A 17,625-nucleotide genomic window follows, 5' to 3' on the forward strand; every position below is an offset into this window, starting at 1 on the left:
AAGGCCACTCCGTCGCTTGAACCAGCAGGCAACGAACCATTATGAAAGGGGGCCAGTTTTAGGTGTCGCTAAGGGGACTCTTTCCGATGTCGCTTGAAAGAATCGGCAGCTTGGTTGATGTTTGATGGCCTACGCCTTGCGGCATCGGGAGTGATAGGCACGGCGTTATGCGTGACCATCGGCATTTCTCTTGCCCGATTGAATGTCGGAAGTTGGGCGCCTGGGACGTGGCAGCTTACCACCGCGAACCGGAACAGCAGGTCATGGGCGGAAAAGGGGCGAACGCAGGCTGCCACCGACGCCGGCGGGCAGGTAGCGCAAGCGGCTTTTCCTGTGCCTGCAGTTAGGATTAGGGGATGCTTGCTGTTGCCGCCGTTTTCATCGCGGTGATGTTTAGCACGTAGAGAATTAGCCCAGTCTCGTCCGAGACGTCTATTTGCCAGTCCTCATCCACCCAGATGAGGTCTGCGTGGTCCTTTAGAAGCTCACCTACAAACCGAGCAAGCTCGATCTGAAGCGCTGTGTGATCATCACTGTGGACCGGGACCGTATCGGAAATACGGGACTGCGTTCGGATGTTGATGTTGAACTTTGGGATGGGAAGCCTCCACCCGCAAAGCGCGCCGTTCGGCATTGCGTTCCAGTTCCCCGTACAGCGTCCAGTAACCGACTCCCATATGTTCTCTTTCTGTTCTATAGTGGCTTCACGAATCGGAAGGAGTCGGTCATGTCCATTGAGCGCCCCGAATGGGATGCATCCTGTGCTGGCTGGCAGGGCTACTGCGATCATCTCAACACAGTGAAGTTCAGCAACGCCGACCAGATGCACACAGGCTTCGTCGCTATAATGCGGGAGCGGAAGCACCCTGAGGACCTGCGCCTTTTCGTCCGCGGCTTCGCTGGGCATGATCCCGAGACAGTGACTGCCGCGCTGCGCGCCCGGTACGAGATCTGGGTCGAAGCACAGGATTGCGGCGTCGATCTGAAGGAGTCCGCGCTTGATGTGTGGGCAGCACTGGCAACCCGGCCGCTCACCCCCGAAGACTTCAATGTTTTTCCCGCGTTTGCAGATGCTGAAGCTTGAAAAAGTCCGGGAAACCGTCGCCGCTGAACTGGAGGCGCGCGGGATAGGCGATGCGCCTTTCTATGAGCAGATCAGGGAAGGGCGGCGCGATGACGGGCCGTTCATGATCGGGGCGCTGGCAATGGCGAAGCGCCGGGAAAGCGATGAAGGTCCCTGAACGGTTTACATCGTCTTGCGCGGGAGCAAGGAAGGGGTTTCCCAACGCGAAAACATGTTGCCGGGGATTGGGCATAATTTACCGCAACTCGTGACATATCGCAGCGACATTCCGAGGGCTTTCTACGCCCGTGGGAGATCACCGTTTATGTTGAGGAGGACGCCGATCAGGGGGATGATGAAGCGTGATCTCCGAAACAGACTCCGCCATCCGCGCCTTCAATGTCATGGTGGAGCAGATCGAGAAGGGGCAACCCTTCCACCCTCAAGAGGTGCAGGACGTCATAAACGAACTGCTGGAGGAGGGGCATCATAGCCTCGCCGATCGGTTGTCGCGGATGAAGATTAAGTGGGGTCGGTGAGAGACCGACCCCTGATGGAAGCACCATATTCGTATGTGGGCAATCGATGACACGCTGTCGCCTCTTTAGCGCCATGATCGCGAGCAGCTGATCGAGGATATGGCGCCGGAATGTGGCAATTTGCCGAGGCGACGTTGAAGGCTCTCACGCGGGAGCATGGCGGAACTTGATCGCCCCTTCTGCGTAATCTGCGGGCCTCGCTTCATTCACGCCCCCAGCATTTGGACGAGGCTACTTTTCTAAGGCAAGCTAGAAGCCGGTGCCTTTGCGGAGAGAATGCCGGCTCGCCCATCCCCGGAGGATTTGTGCACCTGACTCGTCCCCGCGCAGAATATTATGCGGCAAGATTGTTACAGAACCGGCAACTGGCTGACGCGGCAAGCGACCGCAACATTAGAGATGTCCATGAGCGCTTTGTGGAGATGTATGCAATGCTTCTCAGCCAGATAGATGCTTCCCCCGCTTCGAGGGGTGTGCATTTTTCGGGCTCTAAGGACTGTCGTGCTCAGGATGGCGAGTGTGCCTGAGCGTAAGAGCGTCGACCGGCCTATGTCGATGCCAGATCATCGCGCAGATCGCGCTATGAAGGCAGAGCATAGCCCGTAAACTGATCGCGGAGCCGTTTCTTGTCGATCTTACCCGTGGCGCCCAGCGGGATATCGTCGACGAACTGCACATCGTCAGGCATCCACCATTTGGCGATCTTGCCGTCCAGAAAGGCGAGAAACTCCTGCTTGTCAGCGGTCTGGCCACGGCATAGCTTGATCAGCAGCAAGGGCCGTTCATCCCATTTGGGATGGGGCACGCCGATGACGGCAGCGTTGGCGGTTTTCGGGTGTCCCATCGCGATATTCTCGATTGCGATCGACGAAATCCATTCGCCGCCCGACTTGATGATATCCTTGGCTCGGTCCGTAATTTGCATGAAGCCAAAGCCATCGATGGTGGCGACATCGCCCGTATCGAAAAATCCGTCGCCATCCAATATGACGCCGCCATCGCCCTTGAAATATTCGCCGACGACATAGGGGCCCTTTACCTGAAGATGGCCGCAGGTAACGCCATCATGCGGCAGGACATTGCCCGCGTCATCGGTCAACCGCATCTCCAGCGTCACCGGCGCGCGTCCCTGCTTCAGTCGATAGCCCAGCTGCGCTTCCTCTGCCATGGCTGCCACCTCCGGCACCAGTTCACCAATGGTGCCCACGGGCGAGGTTTCCGTCATCCCCCAAAGCTGGCTCACTTCCACACCATAATCATCCCGGAACGCACGCGCGATTGCCTCGGGCAGCGCCGAGCCGCCGATCTTGACGCGCTTGAGCGTCGTCAGCCTGCCATTCGTTTCCCGCAAATGCGTCAACAGCATCTGCCACACGGTCGGGACCGCCGCCGTGAAGGTAACTCCCTCCGCCTCCAACAGCTCATGGATCGACGCTCCGTCCAGCTTTGGTCCGGGCAGGACCAGTTTGGCGCCGACCGCCGGACCGGAAAAGGCCAGCCCCCAGGCATTGGCATGAAACATTGGTACAACCGGCATGATGGTATCAGCCGCTGAAATGCCGAGCATCTCGACCGACAATGTGGCCAGCGTATGCAGGAAATTCGAACGATGGGAATAGAGCACGCCCTTTGGCTGCCCGGTCGTGCCCGACGTGTAGCACAGTCCCGCCGGGCTGTTCTCATCAAACCCGCCCCATGCACAGTCCGGGGAACTCTGCGCGACCAGATCCTCGTAGCAGTGGGCATCCTGCCAAGGGCTGTTCTGCATGTGCTCGCGATCGGTCATGACGATGATGGCTTCGACCGTGGGCATCTTGAATCGATGTTCCGCCAACATGGGCAGGAAGGTCAGATCCGTCAGGATGACGCGATCTTCGGCATGGTTGATGATGTAGCAAAGCTGCTCAGCAAACAGACGGGGATTGAGCGTATGGCACACCGCCCCAATGCCCATGATACCATACCAGACTTCCAGGTGGCGGGCCGTGTTCCATGCCAGTGTCGCAACACGATCTCCCGGCACGATCCCCAACGCCTTGAGGGCGTTGGACACCCGCTTGGCCCGTTCATGCACCTGCGCATAGCTTGTCCGAACGATCGGCCCTTCGACCGAGCGGCTGACAATTTCGCGGTCACCATGCCAGACCTTGGCGTGATCCAGTATCTTATCGACGGTAAGGGGCCAGTCCTGCATCAGGCTACGCAAAATAACGCCCTCCTCTCCATGCCGCCTTTTCTTGAAGGCGTGCCGGCGCGCCAAACGACTGCATGACGCGGCTTATATGATGCTACTCCAAGACGGCTCGCGCGTCGCGCCATGTTTGCGGCGGCGGAAATTCCAGCATTTACCAAAAAACGGATCGGTAACGCGGTCCCAGTCTTTGGGCGCCCTCGATTTTGCAGGAGATTTTCCAGCATTATTCGTCGCATGTAAGCGTCGAAGAGCGGCACCGTAAACGCGGTATCCCCGTGCGCCGGACTGTACAACATTCCCTTCGCGATCAGACTGTTGCGCGTTGGAGCGACGCTGGATACCTTCACCCCCATGACATCGGCCACATCCCCCGAGCGATGGGGGCCTGGTCCGAGGCTCGCCATCGCGCGAAGATAGCGCTTCTCTCCAGGGGTCAGCCGGTCGAAGCGCACACGGAAGAAACTGGCGTCGAGTTCGGCAAGGGCGCCCGCAGTGGCCGATGCGATATCCTGCGCGGTGATGGGCGATGCATCAGCGACATCCCAGCCATGTTTTCCCCACTCCTGAAGGAAATAGGGATAGCCTTTGCTTGCGCGATGATCTCATCGAGAGCGTCATCGTCGATCGACTCCTCCTCGCGTTCGATCGGCAGGCGAATAGCCTCACGAGCCGCCGCATCATCCAGCGGCCCGACGGCGACAAATTCGAACAGGCGCTCAGCATAGGATTTTGACCGACCCCATCTGTCTCACTTCCTTCCACTGGAGCTAGCCACTTCTTTTCCTTGCGGTTGGAACGTTGCAGTCCCTTTGCGCACCAATGGACGAAAAGATCACCGGAACCATACTAGCCGTGCTGGCGCGTGCACCCGAATGGGTACGGCACGATCTTGCGGGCAAGGAGAACGGCATCCGCCGCCGCGCTGAAGAGACCATCGCCGCGATGATCTGCAGCGCTCTTCACGAGCGCGACGGCCATGCTTGAGCTAGAGGCTGGCGCGGTGCAGCGCCCGCGCCGCCTCTTCGATCTTCCTGCCCCATGCTAGGCGTTCCCGCCAGCGAGTGGGAATGGCATCTACTCCGTAGATAGCTCCGGCCAGTTGGCCTGTGATTGCAGCCGTCGTGTCGGCGTCCTCACCCAGGTTTGCCGCTAGCAGCACCGCTTCTTCTAAGCTGCCCGTTCTCCCAACGCACCAGAGGGCTGCTTCCAGCGAATGCAGGACATAGCCGGACGCTCTGATCTCACGTCGCTGCTTTCCACGCCAAGATCCTCCCATGATAGTCTCAACACCAGGCGCCCCGATGAACTTGCGCGGCCCCAGCATGGCACGGCGCGGCTTACCCTGGATAGCCTCCGCTAATAGCTGCGCATAGGCGCGGCAGGCATCCACCGCTTCGATGGTAGAATGGGTGGTTCTGCTCTGGCGCGCCGCAACCTCGTCCAACCTAGTCGGGTCATTCCAGTAGCGCACGGCCACTGGAGCAAGCCGCATGAGGCTGCCATTGCCTGCTGCGCTAGGATCCGTCGATCCCGCGATGGGATCGCCGGAGGCTTGCCAGCGCAGCAGCGCGTCCAGCGTGGTGTTGCCGATGTCGAAGCAAGTTCCGGTGCAGGAATAGGCGCCGTTGCGTTGCCAATCCACAAAACGCCGCATGAGATCGGCTTCCTCGAACTCATCGTGCTCCGTAAGGCTCGCCATCAGCGCCAGCGCCATAGCAGTGTCGTCGGTCCATTGCCCTGCCTCAAGACCGAACGGGCCACCGCCGATCATGTCGGTGAGCGGTGGGCCGCTGTCGCGGGCGGTAAATTCAAGAGTGGTGCCAACCGCATCACCGACCGCAAGGCCCAGCATCGCGCCGACGGCGCGCTGCTCGACGGATACACGGTCAGTGTATGGCTCGGGTTCGGAAATGGGGCGCAAACGCCTGACGTGCTGGAGCTGCGCATCGCTTTCGATCGCGCCGGGCCGCGCCTCGCGGACACGAGCGATTGCATAGGCAGGGCTCTGACCCAGCTCAACCAACAAACGCGCGGCGATTGTGCCAGCACGGCCCAGGCCGCCTTTGCAGTGAACAAGGACGTTGCCACCGTCGCGAATGATCGCGCGCAGACTGGCGCCGGCAGATTGCCATGCTCGCTCAAATTCGGGGCCTGGCACCGACACATCGGCAATCGGAAGATGATACCAAAGCATAGCGCGTTGCCGTACTGCCTCGGCCAACCTCTCTACCTTTAGCATCTGGAGCTCATGCGGCTCGATCAGCGTCACCACGGCTGCTGCGCCCCAGGAGACGATCGCGTCGAGATCTAGATCTAGGTCGCGCTCCCATGAGTCCGACCAGGCGCTTGGCTGTTTCTTGCCTGGGCAGAAAGTAACACCAACCAGACCGTAACCATGCCCAGCCTTCATCTCAGCGATTGTGAGCGGGCAATCGAGTGACGTGCGGAGTAGAGAGATGTGCACCTTTTTCCTCCTTTCAGCCTAGGTCCTGGGAAGCGTTGGATGAGCCCCGCGAAAAACGCTGCCTCCGGCGGAAAGATGCGCGATCGACTCAACGATCGTGTGCGCGTCGCGAATTGCCGCTTCCAGCGCCTGGGCGCGCTCAAACTGCGACGGCAAGGGCGCGCCTGCCTGCCCTTCAGCCGCCATTGCCGCACTGTCTTCAAACGCTGCCGTCAGCATGGCGAATAGCCTCGATATAAGCTCATCCTTGTCGACAATGGGTCACCTCGCAGCCCACAAGCCGTGGGGCGGAATGTCCACCCCCAGCTTTTGGCATGCGCAGAGATAGTCGAAGGAGCTCGCTTGTGGCTCCAGAAGAGCCTTCGCAGCCAGGCGGCTATGAGGCGGGGTTCAGGTTGAGCAGGTCGCCGGGCGGGATGTCAAAGGGTCAGGCAAGCTTTTCGACAACCGTGATTGTGGGATTGCGCCGGCCGCGTTCTATGTCGCTCACATAGGTGCGGTGGATGCCGGCCCGATCGGCATCATCCTCCCGACTCCAACCCTTGGCCTCGCGGAGGCGGCGTATAGTAAGACCAAGGCGCTGCTGGATATCCACCCCCATCTTAAAGCGCGCCTGTCGCTTATCGATCTACAGACGATCAGTGACAAAGGACGGATTAGCGTTCGCTCCGCTAACGAGGCGTCCTCCCGCCGATGCACCTCCCAAAGTCTCCTTATCCTTGCACATTCTACTCGACTTGGTGGCCCAACAGAGCGAACGCTGATGTCGTGACGACGCGGCCGAATTGAGTGCCGCTGCCCTCGGAGGATGACAATCCACGGGGCTTTGGGTGGTGGGAGCGGCGCTCATGCCTGCACCCTTGAAGGAGTCCGTTCGGTTGAGCGACATTCAACTGGTCCTGCTGGCCACCGCCGCGCCGCGCGACAATGGCAGCCTGCTGCCGCCGCCTGCCGCGGTAGGCGAGGCCCCTGCCCGCATCCGCAAGGCTGTCCAGGCGCTTATACGCCGCGGCCTTGCCGCAGAGGTGGAACTGCCCGCTTACGCAGACGCTTGGCGGACCGAGGGTGGCCACGCGATCGGCGTGGTGATCACCGATGCAGGCCGCGTTGCGATCGGCATCGAGCCGGAGGAGCCCGAATCACCCGCGACGGACCTAGCCGAACCGTCTAGAAGCTCGCTGTAAGGTTGAATGAATTATACACCGTCCAGTCCTTCGGCGGCGCATTGGGCGCGTCACGCAGGAACCGGCCCTTTGCCAGCAGCAGCCCGTCATATTCAAACCGCAGCCGCGATGGGATCAGCCAATAGCGTATGCGCCCTTCAACCTGATGTCCGGCGAATCTCCCTGACCGACCGCTCGCGTCGCGCACGCCCGTCGTCGCGAAACCGTCGGTCGCGGAGTCCAGCCACATGGCGCGGTAGGACAGGAACCAGTCCAGCCGCTTGTCCGGGGTCGCTTCCACACGCACGCCCGGCGTCACGATGTTGGCGCGGGTGATGGCATTATAGAGGCCCGCGGGCGCGAAGTCCGCACGGCGCATGCCGAGCAGCGTGTCGAACCGGCCATAGCTGCCGCCTGACCTGTCGCCGCTTGCCCGGTCGAACTCCACCGAGAAGCGTGTTTTCCACTTGTCAGCTAGACTGTAGCCGACATCGGCATGGACGAAGCTGGCGCTGACATCCTGCCGGACGGCGGTAAGCGCGAGCGACGCATTGATGCCACCCCATTGGTAGAAAGCCTCTACCTCATAGTCTAACCGCCCGGGCGCGGGATCGGTCATGATCCGCCCGCCAAACGTATTCAACGACCGATCGCGCGTCGGCCGTCCCGGCGCGTCACGCTCACCCAGGTGGAAATAGCTGACCTCCGCCATTACCGGACCGAGCGCCTTGGCCTTGCTGACCAGCCCGCCCCACAGCACCAGGTCAAAGCTCTCCTTGTCGAGCCGCACCTTATGATCCCGCACGCCCTCCGCGTCATCGGGCCGACGCATTTGCGGCAGCGTATAGATGAAGGTCGCCTTCCACCCCTTCGCCGCCGCCAGATCGGTGCGGATGCCGGTATAGCCATTGGTCGTGTTGCGATAATCATCTGCCGCCACCAGCCGCCGCGATCCCAGGTTCAGCGTCATCCGGCCCAGCGTCACGCCCAGGCTGCTTCCCCTGCCGAACGGATCCTTCCAATCCCGCGCCGCATAAGCCTGCACCAGCTCCAGCGTATTGACCTCATTGGTCGAGATCGGCGTTCCGGGGTCAGCACCCCAAGCACGGCTGTCAAACAGTTCCGCGCCTAGCCTCCATCCGTCAGCCTGATATTCCGCCAGCAGCTGCGTCCGAATATTCGTCAGCGAATCTTCAGCATCGAAACCTGCACGCGCTTGCCCGTAGATGATTTCATGACGCAGGCGAACACTGCCGCTCAACCGGAAAGCCGACCCTGCCCCTTCAGCGGCCGCCCAACCGGTTCCGTTCCAGCACAGGGCTATACAACCCAGGGCAAACCGACTTAACGATACATATGTTTTCATCATGGTGGGTGGTGATATACATGTATCTTGCCGCCTTCAAGCATTGAACTGGGCCTTGGGTTCCAATCTGCTCTCCCCTTGCGATCCAGCGCCCCAAGGGCTTGGCTGATCCTCCGCAGCGCCCGCGCCGCTGAGGCGGGTCAGGAGAAATTGCCCGAACTGCCATTCGCCAAGGCCGGAGTCCGCGTTGATGTGGCCCGCCTGTCCCGCATCAGCGAAGCGGCTGCCCCAGAACCGCGCCAACTGCCGCGCCCGCTCGAACCGGATATAGGGATCATCGCGGCTCGCCACGACGATCGATGGGAAAGGGAGCAGCGCCTTGGGCGAGGGCGCAAAGCTCAGCAATCGGGAATCGATGCCGCCCACATCGACCTCGGGCGGTGCGACCAGCAGCGACCCCGCTATCTTGTGGCTCCATTCCCGGCATTCCAGCGCCGCCCACCAGGCGACCGCATGGGACCCCAGGCTGTGCGCCGCCAGGATCACCGGCCCCTTCACCCGCGCGATCGCTTCATTGAGGTTGCTGACCCAGCTATTGCGATGCGGCCGGTTCCAACTGCCCAATTCGACGCGGCGGCAGTTGGGCAGTTCGGTTTCCCAAATCGTCTGCCAATGCCCGGGCCCGCTGTTCAGCAGGCCGGGAATGGTCAGGATGGTGGGGCATGGTTGCGGTAGGGTGGCTTGCGTGAGCATTATGAAGTCTATCCTGCGGAACTTCATCATATCTCTACTATATCAGTTGAGATGCCGAGCGACTAAAGCTATCAGCCGCTCAAGTGAGACTTGCTGCGCGCCCTTCGACCCGGTTTCAGCATCCATCGCCTCGACGGCGGGGTAGGTCAGATCGCGATCAGCGCATAGGGCCGGTCAAATTTCTCCGACACCACGAACTGCGCGCAATTGTACACCGGCACCCCGCGCGGCGTCCGTCCCTCGAACGCGCCGCGATGGGCATGTCCATGCACGGCAAAGCGCACATTGTCGAACCGGTCGATCGCCTCCGCCAAGCGGGACGAACCCAGAAAGGGAAAGATTTCCGGCGGCTCGCCTTCGACCGTATCGACCACCGGGGCATAATGCAGCACTGCGACGCAGCGGTCGGTTCGAAGCGAGCGCAACGCATTTTCCAGCTTGCGCGCTTCGTTGATCGCTTCCTCGACGAAAGTCTTAATGCCCTTCTCGCCAAATGCGCCCAGCTCCCCCCGGCCGAAACCGCCGACAAAGCCCTTCACCCCGGCAAAGCCGACGCCCTTTATCTCCACCGCCTGGTCATCGAGCACCGTGACGCCTGCGCCATGCAGGATGCGCGAGACCTCCTCGGGCTGGCCGCATTCATAATCATGATTGCCAAGCACCGCGACGATCGGGATGGAGCAGGCGCGCAGATCCTCGGCCAAAATCTCTGCCTCGCGCGTCTTGCCGAAATTGGTGAGGTCCCCGCACAGCGCCAATATGTCCGCCTTTTCCGAAATCTCCTCGAACATCGCACGGTAACGATGTTCGGACGTGTCTGTGACATGAAGGTCGCCGATCGCCGCAAGCGTCAGCCCCTCATTCCGTGCGGGATCATTTGTTCCGGTCATGGCTCTCCTCAAGACCCTTGCCGACCACATCGGCGAAGCCCCATTCGGTGATGTCGATCAGATAGTCGCGCGGGGACAACAGCCGCCCCCGGCACACCCGGATATTGGGCACCGGCAGTTCCGCCCGTGTCTGCAGGCGGCCCAGCAGCTCCTCGAACAGCCACAAGGGGACGCAATGCCGTTCGGTCGGGTAGATGAATCGAAAGTTGAGCAGGTGAATGAGCAGCAATTCCCAATGCAGCTCCATGGAATCGAGCAGCCATTGCCAGTTGATCCGCTCATGCTGTTTCAGGATCATGTGGACGACATCGGCGCCGTCATAGCGATAGCGGTCCTGGATAAAGATCTTGGACAGGATGAATTCAGTGGGCGGGGTGATCCTAACCTCTATGCCATAAACCTCGGCATAAGCGGCATCGCGGAACCATTCCTCGGTCACCGGCACGCTGGCCGATGAGATGTTATAGATCACGTCGAAGAAGTTCTTGTCCTTCCAGACCTTCCCGATCCACCGCTCATCCTCAAACTCGACCGCATGTCCAAGATGCTTGAAATAAGAAAGGATGCGCGGCGCGTCGCCGGCCTTGCAGAAGACATCGAGATCCTTCGTCGGCCGCACGATCCCGGTATGGCATCCCAGCGCATAGGTGCCCGACAGCATGAATGGGATACCGGACTCCACCAGATGCTGGAGGCTCTCGGTATAGAAAGCCACCGAATCCGGCGGCGGGTCGAAGATCGCTGGGTCGGCTGTCATTTCAGACTGCAACGGGCGAAGGTGGCGAGTGTTCCGCTGCGTCTGCTACCTCTTCCGCCTTGATATCTTGTCCGCTGCCGTCACCCCGGGCTGGACCCGGGGTTCCGCTTGTTTAAAATGAACGCCGATGGTGAAAGCAAGTGAGACCCCGGATCAAGTCCGGGGTGACGAGGAAAGCACTGTCTCCCGCCCCTTTATGAAACCCCCGGCACCCCAAGCACCCGCGCCTCATCCCGCAACCGCCCGGCCTGCCCCGGATTGGCCTTCCGCGCCGCCTCGAAGGCCGCTTGCGCTTTCGCCGTCTCGCCCAGCGTCATCCGGCTGCGCATCAACATGATCCATCCGTCGATATTGCCGGGATTGGCCTTCAGCTTGCCCTCCAGCCCCGACACCATGTTTTCGATCATCGCATCCTGCTGACCCTTGGGAAGCTGCGCCGCCGCCTGCATCTGCTCCCGGCTAGGCCCAGGAATTGCCGCCGTCGCCACCGATCCGATGGGCGGATGCGGCGCGGCCTGTTTTACCGCCGCCAGCCTATCCTTGACCTCAACCCCATTGATCTTGCCCACCTGCTCGATGGTCCGGCGCAAATCCGCTTCCCATGGCGCGCCGGGCGGCGTGTCGGCCAGCAGCGCCAGCCAGTCGCGGATCGCGCCTTCATGATCCTTCGCCAGGTCCTTGCGCACCGCCTGGAAGTAGCGCGCGCGCGGTTCCTTGGGATCGAGCTTCACCGCTTTTTGGAACGCATCCGCCGCCTCCTTGGGCATGGGATCGCGCTCGCTCGCCATCACCACCGCTTCACCCAGCGATGACCAGAAGGTCGCATTATCCGGCGCCAGCTTCACCGCCCGCCGGTACGCCCGCGCGGCATCGGCATGCCGTCCGCTCTCGAAATAGGCCCAGCCCAGCATCTGCCAGCCTTCCGCGTCATTGGGAGTGGCGCCCACCCTGTCCTGCAAGCCGCGAATGACGCTCTCCGGATCGGACGGCTGCTGCCCGGCCGCTGCGAAAGGCGCGGACGCCGCGCTTTCCTTCTCCTGCGGCCTGTCGCGCCGCACGCTATAGCCCACCGACACGAGCGCCAGCCCGGCCGCCCCAATAAGAGCCATGCGCCCCACGCTCAGCTTCGTCACTTACTCACCCCCGCAAATCACCAACTGCTCTCTAGCGTCACGCGATGGAATTGATAGAGTGCCCAAAGGCTTGATCCGCGCATCATAAACCGGCAGGGGCATTTGCCGGGGCTGCGGGTGATCTCGCAAGAGGGGGGTATCAAGTGACTGACCGCGTGCGTATCGCGATCGTCGGGTCGGGACCGGCGGGGATGAGCGCGGCCGCGCGCGCGGCGCAGCTGGGCCTGTCGCATCTTCTGATCGAAAAGACGGACCATCTGTCCGACACGATCTTCAAATATCAGAAGGGCAAGCATGTGATGGCGACGCCCAGCCAGCTCGTGCTTCGTTCCGATTTCGATTTCGAAGCTGGCAAGCGCGAGGCGATCCTGGGCCGCTGGAACGAGCAAGCCGCGGCGCAAGGCATCAACGTCGCCTATAATGCCGAGGTGAAGGCGATCACCGGCACCGGCGATCCCATCCCCGGCAGCGTCCAGAAGATCGTCGAACGCAAGCGCGACGGCACTACCGCGACCACGGAAATCCAGCGCCTCGCCCCGCCCTACCGCCTGACACTGACCGGGGGCCGCGAAGTCATCGCCGACGCTGTCATCATGGCAATCGGCACGCAGGGAAATCCCAACCTGATGCGCGTTCCCGGTGCGGACCTGCCTCATGTCCAATATCAGCTGGATGATCCCGCAGAATATAATGACGAACATATCTTCGTCGTCGGCACGGGTGACGCAGGCATCGAAAACGCCATGGGCCTCGCCGCCGATGAGGCGCAGGGGAACAGCGTCACCATCCTCAACCGCTCGACCGAATTCGCCAGCGCCAAGCCCGCCAACGTCAAGGCGCTGATGGCCGCTACCGAGGCGGGCCGCCTCTCCATCATGACCGAAAGCACCACGGCGAAGATCGAGCCGGGCTTCATCACCCTCGACAGCCGCGATGGCGAGGTGAAAATGAAGTGCGACCGCATCATCGCCCGCATGGGCTCTGCCCCGCCGCGCGCCTTCGTCGAAAGCTGCGGCATCGAATTCACGAGCAGCGATCGTCTGGCCTTCCCCAAGCTCTCACCGATGTTCGAAAGCACCGCGCCCGGCATCTTCGTCATCGGCGCGCTGGCGGGTTATCCGCTGATCAAGCACTGCATGAACCAGGGCTATGACGTCGTTGAGTTCATCAACGGCAATGAAGAGCTGAAGCCCGCCGACGAACCCATCCTCGCCGCCAAATTCGCCGCGTTACCGGGCAAGAAGAGCGTCGCGGAATGGCTCGAATATCTCCGCACCAACGTTGCGATCCTGGAAGGGCTGTCTCCTCTTCAGATGCGCGAGTTCATGCTCGACAGCGAAGTCCGCGCCTATCGTGCTGGCGAGGTGATTTTCGAAAAGCACGACCCCGGCTCCTCGCTGTTCGGTATCGCTGATGGCCAAGCGTCGGTCGAAGTCGCCTCCGAAACCCACGTCGCCATCGACCAGGGCTCGATTTTTGGCGAGGTCGGCCTCATCTCGGGCCGCCGCCGCGGCTCGACCGTGCGGGCGGGCACGGACTCGATCATGGTGGAAGTGTCGCGCACCGCGGCGCTGAAGCTCATGTCCTCGAACCCGCCCGCCAAGCGCGCCATCACCCGCATCTCGACCGAGCGGCAGCTGCTCCAGCTATTCGGCGCGGGCCTGACCCCGGCTGACCTCGCCGAAGTGCTCGACAGCGCCGAAATCAAGACCGTGAAGGCAGGCGAAGCGATCCTCACCGAAGGCGATCTCGGCAGCGACATCTATGTCATCCGCGTCGGCTCCATGATCGTGGAGAAGAAGATCGGCGGGAAAAACGTCTTCCTCTCCTACCTCCCTGCCGGTTCCTATGTGGGCGAAATGGCGCTGATCGCTGGCGGCCCGCGCACCGCCACGGTCAAAGCGACCGTCAAATCCGAAGTCATCAAATTGAATGGCGACGCCTTCGCCCGCCTGATGGCCGCCAAGCCTGCCTTGCTCGAACGCGCGCGCCGAGACATGGCCGCGCGGCAGGACGTCAACGCCTTCATCGAAAGCCGCAAAGACAGCTTCTCGACTGTCGTCGACATGTATAGCGAGACGGCCAAATTCCTCGTCGACAACGGCATCGGTGAAGCCACTGACGTTCTCCTCATCGATGAACATCTCTGCGTCGGTTGCGACAATTGTGAGAAGGCGTGCGCTGACAGCCATGAAGGGCTTTCCCGCCTCGATCGCGAAGCCGGACGCACCTACGCCCATCTCCATGTGCCAACCAGCTGCCGCCATTGCGAGCATCCGCACTGCATGGCCGACTGCCCGCCCAACGCTATCCATCGCGGCCCGGACGGCGAAGTCTTCATCGACGACACCTGCATCGGCTGCGGCAATTGCCAGCGCAACTGCCCCTATGGCGTGATTCGCATGGACAGCGTCCCGCCGAAGAAGCCAGGCCTCTTGAGCTGGATGTTCTTCGGCGCTGGCCCCGGCCCCGGCGAACCTTCCAAAAAGTGGAGCTACAAACACGCCAAGCCCGGCGTCGAAAAGCCGAAAAAAGCCATCAAATGCGATATGTGCTCCGGCATTGACGGCGGCCCCGCCTGCGTGCGCGCCTGCCCGACCGGTGCGGCCATCCGCGTCTCGCCCGAGGATTTCCTCACCGTCGCCCGCCTCGATGGGCAAGCCAGCTGATGGCCACGCGCGCAACCGCAACCCGCCGTGTGAAAGGCGAGGTGCTGCATGACGGCTTCCTGCGCCACGCCAATTTCCGCTGGCTGAAGATCGCGACCGTCATCTGCATCCTCGCCATCGCCAGTTATTTGCTGATCGATGTGACCCCACGACATAATGGCGGCAGTTGGTACGGCTACACCATGGGCACGATCGGCGTCGGGCTAATCCTCTGGCTCACCCTGCTTGGCCTGCGCAAACGCGCCATGACGCGCGGCCGCTGGTCCTTGAAGGCATGGACCAGCGCCCATGTCTATCTCGGCCTCAGCCTCATTGTCATCGGCACGTTGCACACCGGATTCCAGCTCGGATGGAACGTCCACACGCTTGCCTATGTATTGATGATGCTGGTCATCCTCTCGGGCCTCTTCGGCATCATCGTCTATGCGACGCTCCCCACCGCGCTCAGCAACAACCGCGCGGAAATGACGCAGGTGCAGATGCTCGAGGCCATCCGCTCCATCGACCGGCAGTTGCACGACGCCGCCCAGCCCCTGCCCCACAAGGAGGCGGCGCTCGTGCGCCAGTCACTGGACGATGATCCATTCGGCGGCAGCCTGATCGCCCGCCTCTCGGGCCGCCACCCCCGCTGCGCCACCGCGAAAGCCCACGCCTCCCTGCGCTACTGGACCGCCGACCACCCCGACACTGGCAAGGAGCCCTTGGAAAAGATCGACGCCCTGCTCGAACGCAAGCAGGCCATGCTCGCACGCCTCCGCCGCCACCTGAAATTGAAGGCGCTGCTGGAAATCTGGCTCTACGTCCATGTGCCCGCCACCTTCGCCCTGCTCGCCGCGCTCACCGCGCATATCGTCAGCGTCTTTTTCTACTGGTGAGCGCGACCATGAACTTCATAGTCCGCCAGATCAGCCTCACCGCAGACGGCCGCGAGATCGTCCGCACCGCCACGCTCGCCAAGCCCCAGCTATCGCTCGGCCGCGCGGCCGCGAATGACATACACCTGCCCGATCTCGCGCTGGAGCCAGACCACGCCCGCATCGAGCAGATCGACGGCCGCACGATCCGCGTCCGCGCGACCGGCGCGCTCGGCTTTGATCTCGAAGGCCGCACGACCCGCTCCGCCGAGATCGACACCAGCAAAGGCGCTGAACTGCGCTTCGGCGGTCATCGCGTCACCGTTGGGCAGGAGGATGGCGCAACCATCCTTTCGATCCGCCGCGTTGATGCCGTGTCCGAAGCCTCGGAGGAAAAGGAGGAGGCCAAAGTCTTCTCGCTCGCGCGGCACCTCCCGCCCAAGCGCCTGACCGCCTGGGGCATGGTGCTGGCGATCCTGATCGGCTTCCTCGCCATCCCGATCTACAGCTACGCCACCCGCGCCGCCGCCGACACGCGCAACATCTATAGCGTCAAAGGCGACGGCGCATGGTCCTCCGGCCCCTTGAGCCAGGCCCACCACGCGCTCGAAGGCAAATGCGAGACCTGCCACCAAAAGGCGTTCGTCTCTGTCCGCGATTCCGCCTGCCAGACCTGCCACAAGCCGGTCCATGACCACGCCCCCGCCGCGCGCATCGCCATGGCCCGCGCCGAGCCCGGCATTGGCGGAAAGCTCCTCGCCAGCGTCGCCGCCACCTTCGGCAAGCCCCCGGAAGGCGCCTGCGTCGATTGTCACCGCGAACATGAAGGCGCAGGCCCCATGCAGCCCACGCCCCAGGCTTTCTGCACCGACTGCCACGGCACGCTGAAAGATCGCCTGAAGGATACAAAGCTCGCCAACGCGAGTGACTTCGGCACCGCCCACCCGCAATTTTCCGCCCTCGTCCAATATAATCCGGGCAAGCATCCCAGCTTCACCCGGGCCAGCCTGGACGCCAGGCCCTCGGACGACAGCGGCCTCAAATTCCCCCACGACATCCATCTCTCGAAGACCGGCGGCGTCGCCCGCATGGCGCGGTCACTGAAGGCTCAGAATGGTTATGGCGACGCCCTCGCCTGCAAGGATTGCCACCGTCCCACCGCCGACGGCGTGCGCTTCCTGCCGGTCGACATGGAGCGCGACTGCCAGTCCTGCCACAGCCTCGCCTTCGAAACGATCGGCGGCACTGTCCGCACCCTGCGCCACGGCCAGCCCGAGCAGGTGGTCGCGGACCTGCGCGCCTATTACCGCTCCACTGGCCCCGCCCAGCCCATCGCGCTCGGCGGCATGGCCCGCCGCCGCCCCGGCGACTATGCACAGGGCCGCCTTTATCACGCCTATTTCGGCGCAGCAGCCGCGCGTCCCTCCCGCGCCGACGACGCGATCCGCGCTGTCTTCTCGAAGGGCGGCGCCTGCTACGACTGCCACACTGTCACGAGCGGCGCTGGCGGCTGGCACGTCACCCCCGTAAACCAGCCGATGCGCTACATGATGACAGGCTGGTTCGATCATAAGGCGCACAGCACCGAGAGCTGCGAAAGCTGCCACGCCGCGCCCAAGTCGCACGACGCCAAGCAACTACTGCTGCCAGGCATCGACAGCTGCCGCACCTGTCATGGTGGCGAAAAGTCGAAGGCGGATGTGCCGTCCAGCTGCGCCATGTGCCACAGCTATCATATCGGCGACGGCGCTCCATGGACGCCCGCCGATCAAACCATCAGACGAGAGCAGGCGGACAGGCCGCGCCGGATCGGCCGCGACAGTTGAAGGGGGAAAAAGGA

General features: G+C 62.2%; 19 protein-coding genes. 9 read left to right on the forward strand and 10 right to left on the reverse strand.

What is annotated here, in order from left to right; genetic code table 11:
* Positions 1–349: 349 nt before the first annotated feature.
* Positions 350–634 (reverse strand): DUF6894 family protein, encoded by a 285-nt coding sequence (locus ACFO3E_RS10415; RefSeq protein WP_380804508.1) that lies wholly within the window; start codon positions 632–634, stop codon positions 350–352.
* 93 nt (positions 635–727) lie between these two features.
* Between ACFO3E_RS10415 and ACFO3E_RS10420 the strand changes: the two genes are divergently transcribed.
* The 3 genes from ACFO3E_RS10420 to ACFO3E_RS10430 all read left to right on the forward strand — a co-directional run bounded on the left by ACFO3E_RS10420 (position 728) and on the right by ACFO3E_RS10430 (position 1,602).
* Positions 728–1,084, forward strand: coding sequence for a hypothetical protein (locus ACFO3E_RS10420; protein WP_380804511.1), 357 nt, complete (start codon positions 728–730; stop codon positions 1,082–1,084).
* The gene (locus ACFO3E_RS10425) at positions 1,071–1,241 is read left to right on the forward strand and encodes a hypothetical protein (protein ID WP_197486421.1); all 171 of its coding nucleotides are present in this window, start codon (positions 1,071–1,073) and stop codon (positions 1,239–1,241) included. The genes ACFO3E_RS10420 and ACFO3E_RS10425 overlap by 14 nt, the downstream gene beginning before the upstream one ends.
* A gap of 184 nt (positions 1,242–1,425) precedes the next feature.
* Positions 1,426–1,602 carry a hypothetical protein gene (locus ACFO3E_RS10430; RefSeq protein WP_156518645.1) on the forward strand — a complete coding sequence of 59 codons (177 nt, stop codon included), beginning with the start codon at positions 1,426–1,428 and terminating at the stop codon, positions 1,600–1,602.
* Positions 1,603–2,182: 580 nt separating this feature from the next.
* Here ACFO3E_RS10430 and ACFO3E_RS10435 read toward each other — a convergent pair.
* On the reverse strand, positions 2,183–3,808 hold the full coding sequence (locus ACFO3E_RS10435; protein WP_380804513.1) for a long-chain-fatty-acid--CoA ligase: 1,626 nt from the start codon (positions 3,806–3,808) through the stop codon (positions 2,183–2,185).
* Positions 3,809–4,385: 577 nt separating this feature from the next.
* Here ACFO3E_RS10435 and ACFO3E_RS10440 point away from each other — a divergent pair.
* Both ACFO3E_RS10440 and ACFO3E_RS10445 read left to right on the forward strand, forming a co-directional pair.
* Positions 4,386–4,529, forward strand: a complete 144-nt coding sequence (locus tag ACFO3E_RS10440) for a hypothetical protein (RefSeq protein WP_380804516.1) — start codon at positions 4,386–4,388, stop codon at positions 4,527–4,529.
* Positions 4,530–4,615: 86 nt separating this feature from the next.
* Positions 4,616–4,780, forward strand: a complete 165-nt coding sequence (locus ACFO3E_RS10445; RefSeq protein WP_380804518.1) for a DUF6771 family protein — start codon at positions 4,616–4,618, stop codon at positions 4,778–4,780.
* Between the two features lies 1 nt (position 4,781).
* Here the strand turns inward: ACFO3E_RS10445 and ACFO3E_RS10450 are convergent, their stop codons facing one another.
* The 3 genes from ACFO3E_RS10450 to ACFO3E_RS10460 all read right to left on the reverse strand — a co-directional run bounded on the left by ACFO3E_RS10450 (position 4,782) and on the right by ACFO3E_RS10460 (position 6,861).
* Entirely contained in the window at positions 4,782–6,260 is a 1,479-nt protein-coding gene (locus ACFO3E_RS10450; RefSeq protein WP_380804520.1) for an ADP-ribosylglycohydrolase family protein, read from the reverse strand.
* Positions 6,261–6,278: 18 nt separating this feature from the next.
* Positions 6,279–6,479 carry a hypothetical protein gene (locus ACFO3E_RS10455; RefSeq protein ID WP_380804522.1) on the reverse strand — a complete coding sequence of 67 codons (201 nt, stop codon included), beginning with the start codon at positions 6,477–6,479 and terminating at the stop codon, positions 6,279–6,281.
* 208 nt (positions 6,480–6,687) lie between these two features.
* Positions 6,688–6,861 carry a helix-turn-helix domain-containing protein gene (locus ACFO3E_RS10460; RefSeq protein WP_380804525.1) on the reverse strand — a complete coding sequence of 58 codons (174 nt, stop codon included), beginning with the start codon at positions 6,859–6,861 and terminating at the stop codon, positions 6,688–6,690.
* Between the two features lie 277 nt (positions 6,862–7,138).
* Here ACFO3E_RS10460 and ACFO3E_RS10465 point away from each other — a divergent pair, with 277 nt between their 5' ends.
* Positions 7,139–7,444: a hypothetical protein gene (locus ACFO3E_RS10465; RefSeq protein ID WP_197486349.1), complete on the forward strand. Its 306-nt coding sequence runs from the start codon at positions 7,139–7,141 to the stop codon at positions 7,442–7,444.
* Here the strand turns inward: ACFO3E_RS10465 and ACFO3E_RS10470 are convergent.
* The 5 genes from ACFO3E_RS10470 to ACFO3E_RS10490 all read right to left on the reverse strand — a co-directional run bounded on the left by ACFO3E_RS10470 (position 7,428) and on the right by ACFO3E_RS10490 (position 12,262).
* The gene (locus ACFO3E_RS10470) at positions 7,428–8,684 is read right to left on the reverse strand and encodes an alginate export family protein (protein ID WP_380804527.1); all 1,257 of its coding nucleotides are present in this window, start codon (positions 8,682–8,684) and stop codon (positions 7,428–7,430) included. The genes ACFO3E_RS10465 and ACFO3E_RS10470 overlap by 17 nt on opposite strands.
* 141 nt (positions 8,685–8,825) lie before the next feature.
* Positions 8,826–9,482 (reverse strand): RBBP9/YdeN family alpha/beta hydrolase, encoded by a 657-nt coding sequence (locus ACFO3E_RS10475; RefSeq protein ID WP_380804530.1) that lies wholly within the window; start codon positions 9,480–9,482, stop codon positions 8,826–8,828.
* Positions 9,483–9,628: 146 nt separating this feature from the next.
* A complete protein-coding gene (locus ACFO3E_RS10480) occupies positions 9,629–10,372 on the reverse strand; it encodes a metallophosphoesterase family protein (RefSeq protein ID WP_380804533.1) in 744 nt (247 codons plus the stop codon).
* On the reverse strand, positions 10,356–11,129 hold the full coding sequence (locus ACFO3E_RS10485; RefSeq protein WP_066530677.1) for a nucleotidyltransferase: 774 nt from the start codon (positions 11,127–11,129) through the stop codon (positions 10,356–10,358). The genes ACFO3E_RS10480 and ACFO3E_RS10485 overlap by 17 nt, the downstream gene beginning before the upstream one ends.
* Before the next feature lie 194 nt (positions 11,130–11,323).
* Positions 11,324–12,262, reverse strand: a complete 939-nt coding sequence (locus ACFO3E_RS10490; RefSeq protein ID WP_380804535.1) for a tetratricopeptide repeat protein — start codon at positions 12,260–12,262, stop codon at positions 11,324–11,326.
* A gap of 191 nt (positions 12,263–12,453) precedes the next feature.
* Here ACFO3E_RS10490 and ACFO3E_RS10495 point away from each other — a divergent pair, with 191 nt between their 5' ends.
* From ACFO3E_RS10495 to ACFO3E_RS10505, 3 genes are read left to right on the forward strand one after another with little or no spacing between them, the layout of a single operon-like run.
* Positions 12,454–14,931, forward strand: a complete 2,478-nt coding sequence (locus ACFO3E_RS10495) for a cyclic nucleotide-binding domain-containing protein (protein WP_380804608.1) — start codon at positions 12,454–12,456, stop codon at positions 14,929–14,931.
* Entirely contained in the window at positions 14,931–15,806 is an 876-nt protein-coding gene (locus ACFO3E_RS10500; RefSeq protein WP_380804537.1) for a hypothetical protein, read from the forward strand. The genes ACFO3E_RS10495 and ACFO3E_RS10500 overlap by 1 nt, the downstream gene beginning before the upstream one ends.
* 8 nt (positions 15,807–15,814) lie before the next feature.
* Positions 15,815–17,611, forward strand: a complete 1,797-nt coding sequence (locus tag ACFO3E_RS10505) for a cytochrome c3 family protein (protein WP_380804540.1) — start codon at positions 15,815–15,817, stop codon at positions 17,609–17,611.
* Positions 17,612–17,625: the final 14 nt, after the last annotated feature.

The organism is Sphingobium tyrosinilyticum (assembly GCF_042654265.1).
GTDB classification, from domain to species: Bacteria; Pseudomonadota; Alphaproteobacteria; order Sphingomonadales; family Sphingomonadaceae; genus Sphingobium; species Sphingobium tyrosinilyticum.

What these genes read in the sequence shown, in the direction of transcription:
- ACFO3E_RS10415 (WP_380804508.1), bottom strand. Translation starts at nt 634, where the DNA reads ATGCCGAACGGCGCGCTTTGCGGGTGGAGGCTTCCCATCCCAAAGTTC.
- ACFO3E_RS10420 (WP_380804511.1), top strand. Translation starts at nt 728, where the DNA reads ATGTCCATTGAGCGCCCCGAATGGGATGCATCCTGTGCTGGCTGGCAG.
- ACFO3E_RS10425 (WP_197486421.1), top strand. Translation starts at nt 1,071, where the DNA reads ATGCTGAAGCTTGAAAAAGTCCGGGAAACCGTCGCCGCTGAACTGGAG.
- ACFO3E_RS10445 (WP_380804518.1), top strand. Translation starts at nt 4,616, where the DNA reads ATGGACGAAAAGATCACCGGAACCATACTAGCCGTGCTGGCGCGTGCA.
- ACFO3E_RS10455 (WP_380804522.1), bottom strand. Translation starts at nt 6,479, where the DNA reads ATGCTGACGGCAGCGTTTGAAGACAGTGCGGCAATGGCGGCTGAAGGG.
- ACFO3E_RS10460 (WP_380804525.1), bottom strand. Translation starts at nt 6,861, where the DNA reads ATGGGGGTGGATATCCAGCAGCGCCTTGGTCTTACTATACGCCGCCTC.
- ACFO3E_RS10475 (WP_380804530.1), bottom strand. Translation starts at nt 9,482, where the DNA reads ATGCTCACGCAAGCCACCCTACCGCAACCATGCCCCACCATCCTGACC.
- ACFO3E_RS10480 (WP_380804533.1), bottom strand. Translation starts at nt 10,372, where the DNA reads ATGACCGGAACAAATGATCCCGCACGGAATGAGGGGCTGACGCTTGCG.
- ACFO3E_RS10485 (WP_066530677.1), bottom strand. Translation starts at nt 11,129, where the DNA reads ATGACAGCCGACCCAGCGATCTTCGACCCGCCGCCGGATTCGGTGGCT.
- ACFO3E_RS10495 (WP_380804608.1), top strand. Translation starts at nt 12,454, where the DNA reads ATGAGCGCGGCCGCGCGCGCGGCGCAGCTGGGCCTGTCGCATCTTCTG.
- ACFO3E_RS10500 (WP_380804537.1), top strand. Translation starts at nt 14,931, where the DNA reads ATGGCCACGCGCGCAACCGCAACCCGCCGTGTGAAAGGCGAGGTGCTG.
- ACFO3E_RS10505 (WP_380804540.1), top strand. Translation starts at nt 15,815, where the DNA reads ATGAACTTCATAGTCCGCCAGATCAGCCTCACCGCAGACGGCCGCGAG.